The 13,867-nt window shown below is 39.4% G+C and carries 12 protein-coding genes; 6 read left to right on the top strand and 6 right to left on the bottom strand.

All coding sequences use genetic code 11. From position 1 onward, the window contains the following. Window positions 1-92: 92 nt before the first annotated feature. Window positions 93-1,529, top strand: a complete 1,437-nt coding sequence (locus MKY15_RS13605) for a DEAD/DEAH box helicase (protein WP_067206849.1) — start codon at window positions 93-95, stop codon at window positions 1,527-1,529. Window positions 1,530-1,593: 64 nt separating this feature from the next. Here the strand turns inward: MKY15_RS13605 and MKY15_RS13610 are convergent, their stop codons facing one another. The 4 genes from MKY15_RS13610 to MKY15_RS13625 form a co-directional block, all read right to left on the bottom strand. Continuing rightward, window positions 1,594-2,373: a phosphatidylserine decarboxylase gene (locus tag MKY15_RS13610; RefSeq protein ID WP_342537766.1), complete on the bottom strand. Its 780-nt coding sequence runs from the start codon at window positions 2,371-2,373 to the stop codon at window positions 1,594-1,596. Between the two features lie 25 nt (window positions 2,374-2,398). Continuing rightward, the gene (pssA, locus tag MKY15_RS13615; protein WP_067206854.1) at window positions 2,399-2,932 is read right to left on the bottom strand and encodes a CDP-diacylglycerol--serine O-phosphatidyltransferase; all 534 of its coding nucleotides are present in this window, start codon (window positions 2,930-2,932) and stop codon (window positions 2,399-2,401) included. Window positions 2,933-3,551: 619 nt separating this feature from the next. Beyond that, a complete protein-coding gene (locus MKY15_RS13620) occupies window positions 3,552-3,983 on the bottom strand; it encodes a YusW family protein (RefSeq protein ID WP_342537767.1) in 432 nt (143 codons plus the stop codon). A gap of 269 nt (window positions 3,984-4,252) precedes the next feature. Continuing rightward, complete coding sequence (locus MKY15_RS13625) at window positions 4,253-5,158, bottom strand: AEC family transporter (RefSeq protein ID WP_342537768.1); 906 nt, start codon at window positions 5,156-5,158, stop codon at window positions 4,253-4,255. 155 nt (window positions 5,159-5,313) lie between these two features. On the opposite strand from MKY15_RS13625, the gene MKY15_RS13630 reads away from it, so the two are divergent. From MKY15_RS13630 to MKY15_RS13650, 5 genes are all read left to right on the top strand, one after another. Continuing rightward, entirely contained in the window at window positions 5,314-6,096 is a 783-nt protein-coding gene (locus MKY15_RS13630) for an ABC transporter ATP-binding protein (protein WP_338653177.1), read from the top strand. Window positions 6,097-6,204: 108 nt separating this feature from the next. Next, window positions 6,205-6,753, top strand: coding sequence for a DUF420 domain-containing protein (locus MKY15_RS13635; protein ID WP_067213866.1), 549 nt, complete (start codon window positions 6,205-6,207; stop codon window positions 6,751-6,753). 367 nt (window positions 6,754-7,120) lie between these two features. Beyond that, on the top strand, window positions 7,121-9,127 hold the full coding sequence (locus tag MKY15_RS13640) for a penicillin-binding transpeptidase domain-containing protein (RefSeq protein ID WP_342537769.1): 2,007 nt from the start codon (window positions 7,121-7,123) through the stop codon (window positions 9,125-9,127). Window positions 9,128-9,627: 500 nt separating this feature from the next. After that, the gene (locus MKY15_RS13645; protein ID WP_067206867.1) at window positions 9,628-9,984 is read left to right on the top strand and encodes a MerR family transcriptional regulator; all 357 of its coding nucleotides are present in this window, start codon (window positions 9,628-9,630) and stop codon (window positions 9,982-9,984) included. 69 nt (window positions 9,985-10,053) lie between these two features. Then, window positions 10,054-11,352, top strand: a complete 1,299-nt coding sequence (locus MKY15_RS13650; RefSeq protein ID WP_340765671.1) for a hemolysin family protein — start codon at window positions 10,054-10,056, stop codon at window positions 11,350-11,352. 68 nt (window positions 11,353-11,420) lie between these two features. On the opposite strand, the gene MKY15_RS13655 is transcribed toward MKY15_RS13650, so the two are convergent. Both MKY15_RS13655 and MKY15_RS13660 read right to left on the bottom strand, forming a co-directional pair. Then, a complete protein-coding gene (locus tag MKY15_RS13655) occupies window positions 11,421-12,137 on the bottom strand; it encodes a 3-ketoacyl-ACP reductase (protein WP_067206872.1) in 717 nt (238 codons plus the stop codon). A gap of 904 nt (window positions 12,138-13,041) precedes the next feature. Continuing rightward, the gene (locus tag MKY15_RS13660) at window positions 13,042-13,752 is read right to left on the bottom strand and encodes a polysaccharide deacetylase family protein (RefSeq protein ID WP_342539753.1); all 711 of its coding nucleotides are present in this window, start codon (window positions 13,750-13,752) and stop codon (window positions 13,042-13,044) included. Window positions 13,753-13,867: the final 115 nt, after the last annotated feature.

A 13,867-nucleotide genomic window follows, 5' to 3' on the forward strand; every position in this document is an offset into this window, starting at 1 on the left:
TCACCCTTATAATTAGTGTCAGAAGACTTCCTTAACTGACGAATGGCCCCTGTTTGTGAGATAATACACTTAGAATGAGAGGCTGATTAACAATGACATTTCAAGATTACAACTTAAGCAAGGAGATTACACGGGCGCTAGACGGGCTTGGGTATTCTTCACCAACAGAAGTGCAGGAGAAAGTAATTCCTGCGGCACTTACTAAAAACGATTTAGTTGTCAAATCACAGACGGGTAGCGGAAAGACAGCGGCTTTTGGAATTCCCATCTGTGAAATGGTTGACTGGGACGAGAACAAACCACAGGCGCTAATTTTAACACCGACGCGTGAACTCGCAGATCAGGTCAAAGAAGACATTACAAACATTGGCCGTTTTAAGCGTATTAAAGCTGCCGCTGTTTACGGGAAATCACCATATGCCTATCAAAAAGAAGAACTGAAGCAAAAATGCCACGTAGTTGTCGGGACACCAGGGCGTGTATTCGATCATATTGAGCGAGGTTCACTTGTGCTTGATCGAATTGAATATCTGGTGCTAGATGAAGCTGATGAAATGCTAAATATGGGCTTTATTGACCAAGTCGAATCGATTATTAATAAATTACCGAAAAATAGAACGACTATGCTTTTCTCAGCAACACTTCCAGAAAAGATAGGCAAACTAAGCAGTAAATATATGAAGAACCCGAAAAATATTGAGATAGCTTCTACAGTTACATTGACGGATCAAATTGACCACTCACTCATTATCGTAAGGGATCCACAGAAATTTGACCTGCTGCGTGATGTGACCGTTGTTGAAAATCCAGATAGCTGCATCATTTTTTGCCGGACAAAAGATCAAGTGGATAGTGTTACTGAACAGCTTGAAAAACTCCACTATACTTGCGACAAACTCCATGGCGGCATGATGCAGGAAGACCGTTTCTCTGTCATGGATGAATTCAAGCGTGGCGAATTCCGTTACCTAGTTGCCACAGATGTTGCTGCACGTGGTATTGATATCGACAGCATTACGCATGTAATTAACTATGATCTCCCTGTGGAAACTGAAAGCTATGTGCATAGAGTAGGGAGAACTGGACGGGCTGGTAAGAGAGGGAAAGCGATTTCTTTCGTTACGCCTAATGAAAATCACTTCCTTGATGAGATTGAAGCGTACATTGGATTTGAAATTCAACAACGCAATGCTCCATCCAAACAGGCAGTTGTAGTAGCAATGGGCGCATTTACAGAGAAAATAGAAAGCCTTCCTGAATTGAAAAAGAACAAAAATGAACTAGTAAATAAAGATATTATGAAGCTCTATTTTAACGGTGGTAAAAAGAAAAAGCTTCGCGCGGTTGACTTTGTCGGTACAATTACAAATATTCCTGGCGTATCTGCAGAAGACATCGGAATCATTAAAATCCAGGACACTGTGACCTATATTGATATACTGAATGGCAAAGGTAAGCTGGTGTTGAATGAAATGAAAACGACAACAGTTAAAGGGAAGTTATTGAAAGTGCATAAAGCGAATAAATAAATCTCGATATAAAAAAGCAATCCTTGATCAGTATATTCACTGAACAAGGATTGCTTTTTATATACTACTGAGTCCATTTACCAACTGCTTGTCCCACTTGCACTTCACTGTTCAACTCAATAGTCGGAATGAAGTCCGGATTATTTTCTATAAACAGAATAACTGTAGATCCAAAACTGAAATAACCAAAATCATTTCCTTTAATGCATTCTTTTGATGAATTGTGAAGCTGTATGCTATTCACATTTAAAGCTCCAACTTTTATTATGGCCACTTTTCCGAAATCTGTCATTACTTCTGAAATGAGGCGATGATTCGTGGAGAAGGGGCTCTGTCCAAGACGTAATCCTAAACTATTCACTGGATAAGAAACGCCGCCAAGAGCGTAGCGTGAAACCAAACTTCCTGTAACAGGATAGTGGAAGTGATGATAATGGCTAGGTGACAGGTAAAAGATATAATACGTGCCATCTTTATAAGCAGCTGCTTTTTCAGAGGTACCCATAATTTCGTTTATCTTATACTGATGGCCTTTTATCAGAAAAGATTGGTCGGTAGCTATTTTCCCAACTCCACTTGCAACACCATCCACTGGTGAAGTGAGGGCATTGGGCGAAGGATCCACTTGACGAATACCTTCTTTTAGCTGGCGTGTGAAGAGGGCTTGTAGACTTTTATAGTGTGAGATTGGGAGTTCCATTTCGTCTTTATTAATGCGATAAGCATTGCTGAATGGCTGGATGAACGGCCGGCTAAATCGTGAACTTGTAAATGATTTTAAGAGAGCAGAAGAAACTGGATTCCCCGTGAGCTCAACAAAAGATTTAAAAAGTACTTTTTTCATTTAATTTATCCTCCGAACGATTCATTTACACTTTCGCAATACGAATGTTGCTAATCATCAATACTGACATAATCAACATCAATATAACGAAAAATAATGGACCCACATATGGAACAAGGAAAAAGCTTAGTGTCATGACAACCCCTGCTACCGTAATAGGAACACCATAAAATGCACCATCAAATTCAGATGCATTGTATCGAGCGAGACGAACTGCACCGGCTAAGACATAAAAAACGGTAGCAATGATTCCAAGCCAAGGCGTCGAATAAAGTGTTGTTTCGTAAATCAATAATGCGGGTGCTAATCCGAATGAAACTAAATCACATAATGAATCAAGTTCTTTACCAAAAAGCGATTCTGCATTATAATGTCTCGCGACCATTCCATCGAAACGATCAAATAATGCGGCAAGGAAGATGAAAAGTAAACTCATATGACCTAAGCCTTTTATAATAAGAATAATAGCAATAACGCCGAAACATAAGTTCATCAATGTAATTGCATTTGCTAACTGCGCTTTCACTTTGGATTGTTCAACATAATCAGGTGAAATCATAAAACACCTCCTAATAGTGTACATACGATTTTCGATTAATTAATAGCCATGATTTCAACTACCCGAAAATACAATGATACCATGATTTCTATGGTGAAAACTGTGAAATTAAAGACGAATTAAAATAAAGTATGTAACCGGTAATCTTATATTATACTTGAATAATGAATGCCATGCAATTTAAAGTATGAATGTCAGCCGCTTTGCTCTCTTTCAATCTCTTGGACCTCCCGTTACTTATAATAAACTGTTATTGCAGTAGGGGTTTCTTGCTACATGAACAAAAGCGTTCAAACAAGCTAAGTGGTGGCGCTACTCCTATATGATTAGCCATAGGAATAACTTCAGTGGACAATAGCTTATTCAGAGATAAGCAGTGGGGGAACTGACCATCTACTATCCCCTACACTTTAAAAAATCATAGCTGCTTTGTCTAATGTAAGCTGAAATCAAGATCTTTGATTTTCCCAAAATGTTTTGGCAAAAAACTCGATGCATCATGAATGTCTTGAGGATTCATTTTAAAAGAAGTGTAAACGCGCAAAAAGTAGAGCTAATGATTGCAACAAAAAAAGCCCCAATCAATTGCTGATAGGGGCGTTACTGTTATTCAGAGGGACTATTTCGACATCATTAATTTTTTTATATCGTGGCCTTTAAACTTCACTGTCAATTTTAACGTTGTATAATCAATCACTTCGAATGCTTCTGATGCTTGCTTGATGATATCTTCGTCATCCATGTCTGGTTCAAGCGAGAGTTCCTCGAAGATTGTATTAAGCTTTTCCATGGCTTTATTGCCATGCAAGTAGAGGTCCTCTGGTTGATTTTCGTATGTTGCCTCTGTTTTATCACGTTTTTCATCATAATTGGCGGTGACTGCTTGTTTGATTTCTTTTGTATCAATTGCTACATCAAAAGCCGTGAAGCCGTATGTCTCACCAAGCGGCTCTTTGGGTGAATCGGATTCTGTTACTAGGTTCTTATTGCTACAACCGACAATCAGTATTAGTGTAGAAAACATCGCGATTCGTAAAATTAAACGCATCATATTCAACTCGGTCATCCTTTCCGGCCTTATCTAAAGTAGACTACTGTCAATCTAACCGGAGTAGGGGGGAGTTATACGGATGGAGACGATAAAGTTAATCTTCAATCAGAGGGGGCGTTCTTCATCCCCCACTGATTGTTAGTTTAACCATTCGGGCTTTTACGGGCAGTTGATCCCCCACTTATTCTTCTTATGTCCTTGAATACTTGAAGTGGGGGTCTTACTGCCCGTTAATGCGGGATAAATCTGTTTCCAATCACGTGTCAGTATTAAACACCCAAGAAGAACAGTATGACTGGAATAGTGATAATGCTGATTAGTGTTGTGAAAAATGTTGTAAACGATACAAGATCAGGTTCTGTCCCAAACTGTAATGCAAGCATCGTTGTATTTGCCGCTGCCGGCATGGATGCTTGTACAATAACGACCGCTTTTAGAAGGTCATTGACGGGCATGAAATGCAAAATTCCGACTGCAATCAACGGAGAGGCTACCATTCTGATAATACTGACGGCAGAAACATAGCGGTAAGCGACTCTTTTTCGCGAAATGGCCGCAAGCTGCATACCGAGTACGAGCATCACAGTCGGAATAGATGCATCAGCAATGAGGCTAACGGCTTCCATGACTGCGTTTGGAATGGGCACTGAAACTAGCTGGAGTCCTATTCCTAAAAAGGCGGCATACATGAGCGGCATACGGATCACCCGCTGTGCGGACTGGCGTAATGTAGATTTTTCTTCTCCACCCATCGCTGCAAAGAAGATGCCGACGGTATTCATTAGTAACGATTGAAATACCATCATAATAACGGCATAGTCAAATCCGACTGCTCCGAATGCAAACAGTACTACCGGAGCTCCGTAGTTCCCGCTATTCATAAATACCCCGCCAAGAATCATTGCTGATAGTTCTGACCGTGTTGCCTTCATACTAATTGCCGTAATCCATACAACAATTAGCAGGATAGTTGTCAGGAGTAAACTAAATAACACAATATAGAAATAGTCCATCGTCAACTCATTTGTGTAAAACGTGCGGAATGCTAAAAAGGGAGACATTAAATAAAGGGCCGCTGTTGAAATTGATTTAATATCAAAGCCTATAAATTTTTGTCCTATGTAGCCAATTGAGAAGATGATAAATACTGGTAAAATAATTAATAGTAAATTCATTAGGGTTCAGCTCCAACGTTTTGACCTGCTACTAGCATAGCAGAATCTGGACTAGTCAACTATAATGATAGACAAACAAAGTAATTTAGCGAAGTCAAGTGAATTTACATTACCTACACGGTGCTTTTTGCCGTGAAAAAAGGGAGGTTTTTAGTGTGAATGAAATTGTTTCATTCAAGGAAGTGTCATTCAGTAAGGGGGACAAGGTAATCTTGCAGGCCATTAATTGGTCCGTCCATCAAAATGAACATTGGGGAATACTTGGTTTGAATGGATCAGGGAAAACTTCCCTACTTAGTATCATGTCTGGATTCCATTTCCCTTCAACTGGCGAAGTTAGCGTATTGGGCAATCTGTTTGGGAAGACCAATTTGCCGGAACTCCGTAAAGAAATAGGTTTTGTCAGTAGTTCATTGGAGCGCTTTGCCGAATATTTCAATAATGAAACGATTGAAAGAGTCGTAGTAAGTGGAAAGTTTGCTAGTTTCGGTATTTATGAGCAAGTGAAAAAAGAAGAATGGGAGAAAGCGGATTCTTTACTCGAGAGCCTGCAGTTGACGTATTTGAAAGGAAAGCCCTATCGGCTACTCTCAGAAGGGGAAAAGAGAAAAGTCATCATCGCCCGTGCGTTAATGAGTGAGCCTAAAATGCTTGTGTTGGACGAACCATGCTCTGGATTGGATATTCTTTCGCGTGAGCGGTTCCTCCAATCACTGGATGGAATTATGAAGGATGAATGTCATATCGTTTATGTAACCCACCATATCGAAGAGCTTGTCCAAGGGATATCACATGTTCTCCTTCTGAAGGATGGAAAAGTCATCGCCGCAGGACCCAAAGAACAAGTAGTTAGCGATGAGTTGCTAAGTGACACATTTGGAATTCCCGTCCATGTGCATTGGAAGGAAAGTAGGCCATGGTTGGAAATAAGGAGCTAGTATTCGTTCACAAAAAAGTACTCTTTGATAAGGCATTGATTTACTTCTTGCTATACAATTATAGGATAGCGTTTCATCTAATTAGTAATGGAGTGAATGATTTTTATGATGAAGAATGAAAAATCTGCAAAAACGTTTAAAAAACGTAATTATAAACCATGGATTATTGCACTTTCTGTTATACTCATCGGTGCAATTGGCGTTTTGTCTGGAATGCGAGGAGTTAAAGATTTTGATGCATTCGATCTAACAATCCTTCCTTTGATGAATGCGATTTTCAACAGTTTTACATTTGTATTCCTGGTTTGTGCTCTTATCGCTATTCTTAAAAGGAATATCACTGTTCATCGCCGTTTTATCTACGCGGCGTTTGTTACTACATTTCTCTTCCTAATTACGTATGTCTCTTACCATTATCTAGCACCATCCACGCCCTACGGTGGAGAAGGCTTTATGGCTGGATTCTATTACTTCATTCTAATTACACATATTATTCTTGCAGCAGCTATCGTCCCGCTTGCACTGACGAGTGTAGCTCGCGCATGGAATATGGAGAATGAGCGTCATAAGAAAATTGCGCGATGGACAATGCCGATTTGGTTATACGTCAGCTTTACAGGTGTTTTGGTGTATATACTGATTTCACCTTATTATTGAGTGAGTTGCTGGAGTTAGTATAAATGTATGGACAAACACACTTAAATTAACAACATAGTAGCACATGAATTAGCACTGCCTTTTGGTGGTGTTTTTTTATGTGGAAATTTAGTCAGTGGAATTGAAATGCAGGGGAGTGAATTTTGAAAGTGTAATTTAAAGGTCTTTTATTTTGAATTAATGGAACCTTCTGTATAATTAAACGTACTGATAGTAGAGCGTTCTTTTTATGATGAAGGATGCCTTTGATAAAAAGGAGGGTTTTGAGTAATGCCTTAAGAAATGCCTTGAAACTAAGGGAAGTAATTAAATCCAATTATTCACAAATGGTTTTTCAGTGTAAATACAAATGAAAGAGGTCATACATATGAAAAAATGGAGATACATCGGTATTTTTCTTATCGTTATTGCTATTCTCGCAGCATGTTCAAAAAAGGAAACGCCCGAAGATAGGCTTTCGGCTTATATCAAATTATGGAACGATGCTGAGTTTACAAAAATGTATGATGAATATGTAAGTGAAGCTTCAAAAGATGCTTTTGGTTCAAGTGAATATATTGACCGAACGACGAAGCTTTATAAAGATTTAACTATCACTGATGTAAAAGTTGTTTTTACTAAGTCGGATGAAGATAAGAACTATAAACCTGAGGATCAACCGGAGTTTCCTGTACATATAACAATGGAAACCGTTGCAGGACCAGTGGAGTTCGAGAAAAAAGTAATTATGACATATAGTAAATCAAGTGAAGATGAAAATTGGTTTGTCGAATGGGATCCATCTTTCATTCTCCCAGATTTAACGAAGGCAGATAAAGTAGGCATTTCTACTATTTCTTCAAAGCGCGGTGAAATTTTTGATCGTAATGCACTGCCTTTGGCTATAAACGGAAAAGGCTACGAAGCAGGAATCGTACCAGAAAAGTTCAATGAAGAAAGAGATGCAGAAAAACTCGCAACAATACTTAGCGTAACGCCGGAATTTATTAACAAACAACTCACTCAAAGTTGGGTCAAGCCAGATCAATTTGTTCCTATTAAAAAAGTGGCATCAACCCAAGATATGATTATAGAAAAAATGATTGAAGTGCCAGGGGTTACCTATACACAAGTAGAAATGCGAGAATATCCATATGGCGAGTCACTCTCACATCTTACGGGCTATATCAGTCGTATTAATGCTGACGAGTTAGAGAAAGTCAAAGCTCAGGGGTATGGAGAAAACGATTCTATCGGTAAACGTGGACTGGAACAGCTACTTGAAGAACAGCTCCGTGGTCAGGACGGGATTCGAATATATATTGAGAAAACGAAACAAGAAGCAGAGAGAATTACGATAGCTGAGAAAACTGCGGCAGATGGTAATTCAGTCACATTAACAATCGATGCGGAACTTCAGCAGAGGACATTTAATGCGATGAATGGTGAGGTAGGAACAGCGGCAGCAGTGGATCCCAAAACGGGAGAAATGCTTGTGTTGACAAGTTCACCAGCTTTCGATCCAAATGAATTTATGATTGGCGTGGGTTCATCACGCTACCAAGAATTGACTGATGATCCTTTACAACCACTATTAAATCGATTCGCAGCGACATATGCTCCGGGGTCGGCAATAAAACCGATTACAGCGGCAATTGGATTAGAGGCAGGAACGATTGATCCTAGTAAAGGGTATACAATTGAAGGGAAGAGGTGGAAAAAAGATGAATCATGGGGCAATTTTGGTGTCACAAGAGTTTATACTCCACCGAATCCAATCGACTTAAAAAAAGCACTTGCTTACTCGGATAATATCTATTTTGCAAAGGAAGCACTCGAAATGGGGAAAGATACCCTAACTGAAGGTCTAAAAAGATTCGGTTTTGGAGCAGATATTCCCTTTAGTTATCCACTCCGAACTTCTCAAATATCGAATGACGGAACAATCGGGACAGAAGCACAACTTGTGGATACCTCTTATGGACAAGGTCAAATGTTAATGAACATCGCTCACTTAGCTTCGAGTTATGCTCCAATCTTAAATGACGGAAAGATGTTCAAGATGGTTTTATTCGAAGATGAACCAAAAGGTGAAGTATGGAAAGAGGGGCTTATTTCAGCTGAGAACGCTGCAATCCTTCGGGCAGACTTACGTGAAGTTGTGGTAAATGGTTCTGCTAAAGATGCAAATATCCCTGCTGTTAAACTTTCTGGGAAGACAGGTACTACAGAATTAAAGTCATCACAGGAAAAAGGCGGCAAGGAAAATGGATTCTTCGTCGGGTATCAAACAGATGAAACATCTTATATTTTGGCTATGATGATTGAAAGTATAGAAGATAAAGGTGGAAGCAGCTATGTAGTAAAAAAGGTTGCACAAGTCATGGGGAACTAATAGCTTGTGGAAGCATGGTTTGGGTGTCTAGTTCACTGAAAAAACGCAAGTACAGCGAATGATGCTTTTCATAGTATATATGTTGAATAAATGTTTCTATATAATCTCCAGCGAAGGCATCTACTGGGGGAGCCGAAGCAATAAGACTTACAGTGATTTTCTGTCCGGCTTATTGTGGGAGGCATCCCCTAGCGCCAAGTGTTGTTGGTAGGATTCTTTATTTCAACCTATATAGTTACAAAAATCCTTATTTTATCGATTAAAGTGATGGCTTGCTCGATTTCTAGATTGTCAGGTGATATAGCTTGATTTTAGCCAATCATGTTTTAACTATTATATTAGGAGCGCGATTTAGTACAATTCTATGAACAATTTTTTGAAAGTGTAGAAAATAGTTAGTTCAATATTTGTTTGTTGTTTCATAAAAATGGTAAAATAAAAGTATCACGTGATAGTTTGGAGGCGAGCCTATTGGGAAGGATAAACTAAGAATTGGGGAATTGGCCGACATTGCAGGAGTATCTAAACGGACAATCGATTATTATACAAACTTGAATCTTTTAAAACCATCACGTTCCGATACTGGCTATCGGCTTTTTGAACTTTCTGATGTTGAGCAGTTAGATAAGATTTCACATTTAAAGGGAAAAGGTTTCTCACTTGAAGAAATTAATGAGAAGCTGGCGTTTCCTGATACTAGTGAGCAGGTGCTGGAGAAAGCACTCTTAGTAAAAAGTAATCTTCAGGAACTTTTGGTTTTATTAAAAAGAGCTGAACGGGAAAACTCTTCAATTAAGGAGAGCATCACCCATGACACTCTGCCAGTAATACAAGCTTTATTACAATTACTTGTCTAATTTTACACGCGAAAGTAGCAGACAATCATTTCAGGAGGTGGAGGCCTTGCTTGATGTAAGGTTGACATAGTGGAAATATTAAATTTAGTATTAGTCGCAGTACTAATTGCTTTAACAGCTTTCTTTGTAGCAACAGAATTTGCATTAGTGAAAGTTAGAAGTACAAAAATTGATCAGCTAGTTGCGGAAGGACGAAAAGGTGCGATATCTGCAAAGCACGTCACCACTCATTTGGACGAGTATCTCTCTGCCTGCCAATTAGGAATTACAATTACTGCTTTAGGGCTTGGTTGGCTCGGGGAACCAACAGTCGAGACAATGCTACATCCACTGTTCGAAAAATTCGATGTAGATCCATCTGTTTCCCAGATACTTTCCTTTGTAATCGCCTTTGTCTTCATCACTTTCCTACACGTTGTAGTGGGGGAACTTGCTCCGAAGACAATAGCAATCCAAAAAGCAGAAGCATTGACATTGCTTTTTTCTAAACCAATAATGTGGTTCTATAAATTAATGTTTCCCTTTATCTTTGTGTTGAATGGATCAGCTCGTTTGCTTATAGGTCTATTCGGCTTTAAATCAGCATCGGAACACGAAGTTGCTCATACTGAAGAAGAGTTACGGCTCATTTTGTCAGACAGTTTTAAAAGCGGAGAAATTAATCAGTCCGAACTGAACTATGTTAACAAAATGTTCGAATTTGACAACCGAATTGCAAAAGAGATTATGGTGCCACGGACTGAAATGGTAACGTTCTCCTCGGATGTTTCTTTCGATGAAGTAGCATATACAATCCAAGAGGAAAGATATACACGTTATCCCATTTACGAGGGGGATATAGATAATATCATAGGCTTTATCAACAGTAAGGATTTGCTATACTTTACTCTCGGAGATCGCTCGGCCTTAGAGTCATTCTCCATTAAAGACTTGTTGCATCCGATACCAGTGGTAATCGAAACATTGCCCATTGATGAAGTTCTAAAAAGAATGCAAAACGAACGGTCCCAATTATCGCTTGTAATCGATGAATATGGCGGTACGGCTGGAATGGTAACAATCGAAGACATCCTTGAAGAAATTGTCGGGGATATACACGATGAATTTGATGCAGATGAGATCGCGGAAATCACAAGAATTGCAGAAGACCATTATATCGTCAGCGGTAAAGTATTGATAGAAGAAATTAATGATTTACTTGGAACATCATTGGAAAATGAAACTGTAGATATGATTGGCGGATGGTGCTTGTCACAGAATTACGAACTTGAAGAAGACGAAGTGATTGAGAAAGACGGCTTCCTTTTTATAATCAAAGAACTAGACGGGCATCAAATACGCTATATAGAAATCCGGAAAAACGAATAGACTATTCATTCAAAACAAAAGGACCTAAAAAGGTCCTTTTGTTTTGAAAAAATTTAGTTGAAGTTCTCTTAAGGATTAGTTGACCATAAACCAGCAGATTTAACTAGGATCCGCGGGTGCAGTTTCAATTGTGCAACCATTACTTCAGCAAGATCTTCAGGCTGCATCACTTTATCCGGGTTGCCGTCTGTCAAGTTTTCACTGAAAGCCAAATCTGTAGCGACTGTGCTCGGTGTCAATGCGCTGACACGGATATTATGTTTTCTCACTTCAAGCATAAGCGATTCCGTAAGTCCGAGAACACCGAATTTTGATGCACTGTATGCGCTTGTAACTGGTGCTCCTTTTTGACCGGCAGTTGAGGAAATATTAATGATGTCGCCTGATTCTCTTTCAATCATTTCTGGTAGAACAGCTCGTGTGACGTAATAGACGCCCATCAAGTTAACATCGATTATATTTTTGAATTCTTCTGGTGAAAGTTCAAGGAATTTGCCGAATTTACCGATGCCTGCATTGTTAATGAGGATATCGATTGGACCAAGCTCTGTTTTGATATGTTCGACTGCAGCAATGACTGATTCATTATCCGACACATCGGCAGTTGCCATCGTCACTTCGACACCGTATTCGCTAAGTTCTTTTGCTACTTTCTCAAGGTTTTCGGCTGTTTTTCCGATAAGTCCTACATTGATGCCTTCTTGAGCAAAAGCAATGGCTGTCGCGCGGCCGATACCTCTGCCTGCACCAGTAATTATAGCATTTTTACCTTTTATGATTTGCATACATAACACTCCCTCTATGAAAGTTTCTACATAGAGCAGTATAACAAATGCAGCGCGAATTAGTGTCCGCGGCGATTATAAGAAACGTTTTTGAGGAACTGAGGTGTGAAAAAAGTGGCATCACAAGCAGATGCCAACCGTAAATAGTTACCTACAATCGGTTTTATCCAAGCTTATACTGCTTTCATAACAATAATGATTGAATATATATGTTGAACAAATGAATACGGCGTATGCGCTTTACAAGGGCTTTTGGGCGGCCACTGAAAAAGTCCCGATACTTAGCACAATTAGAATTCCTGCCAATACCGCTTCGACGCTTTGTGGATGCCTCCCGCGATAAGCCAGAAAGAAGACCGCTTTCAGTCTTATCGCTCCGGCTACCACGAAGATGCGCCTTCGCTGGATGGTCTATTTGAGATAGCGCATTTCATTAGCGGTGATAAAATCCGCAACCTAGATTGTGGATTTCTTGAATATAATTATATATGTTGAATCCGGTATATATACTGAGCGAAGGCGTCTTAACGGGGGTAGCCGAAGCGGTTCAATGGAATTTTTTTATTTCAATTTATATAGTATCAACTAGTAATCACCTTACAATCTCGCCATATACATCTCAAAATCACATTTCTCTCGATAATGAATACCCAAGCGCAAGCGCGGCAAAGGGGTCGCCGAAGCCGTAAGACTGGATGCGAAGCGCTAATCCAGGCTTAGGGCGAGAGGCATCCCCAAAGCGCCAAGCGATCTACAACCCACAACCCGAATAACAGCTCTTGCATTATTGAGCGCCACAGTAAATTCAGTGGGATTCTTTAATTCAACATAAATAGCTCTTTTATAATTCCAATGGGAAATTTGAACTCATCATTAAGGGCTCAGTAGATAGATCTATGGCACTTCATTTCAATAAATCATCTTTTTGATTTGATACTTGACTACCATTACTATTCCAAAGTTCAGATATCGTGACAAATTCATATCCCTGCTTCTTAAGTGCAGGTAGAATTTCTTCAAGTGCTTGCACGGTTTGGGAGCGATCACCGCCCGCATCGTGAAATAAAACGACATCGCCTGGTTTAGCACCTGATAATACGGTTGTTACAATTTTATTTACCCCTGGTCTTTGCCAATCCTTTGTATCTTGATGCCATGACCACATAACCACCTTAAACCCATTCTCTACAGCAATATTAATAATACGATCATTATAACTTCCACCTACGGGCCGATATAACGTTGGATAAGTACCGGTAATGTCATAAATGACCTCATTCGTTTTTATTAATTCATTTTCTAGTACTTCTGCAGTTTTTGAATAGGGGTGGGTATACGTATGATTAGCTATTTCATGGCCTTCATCTTTTTCTCTAAGGATAATAGCTGGAAATTTTTTAGCGTACTCTCCAATAACGAAAAAAGTTGCCTTCGCATCGTATTTAGCAAGTACATTTAAGATTTGCGGTGTATAAGTAGGATGTGGACCATCGTCAAATGTAAGAGCAATGACTTTCTCTGTTGTTTGGATATCCCACAGCACATACCCTTTATCCTCGTAATAAGGCCTATCTTTCTCTGTTGCAAAAGAAACATAAGCAATTGAAAAAAACATAACACTAACAATACCTATTTTTAATCCCCAATGCTTCACGCATTATCCCTCCTTGCCTTGCTATTTTGGCAGAGGATTCATTGTTGTTTGTGTCCTCGCAAATAGTATTTGTCAA

This window comes from Sporosarcina sp. FSL K6-1540 (assembly GCF_038620285.1).
GTDB lineage: Bacteria > Bacillota > Bacilli > Bacillales_A > Planococcaceae > Sporosarcina > Sporosarcina psychrophila.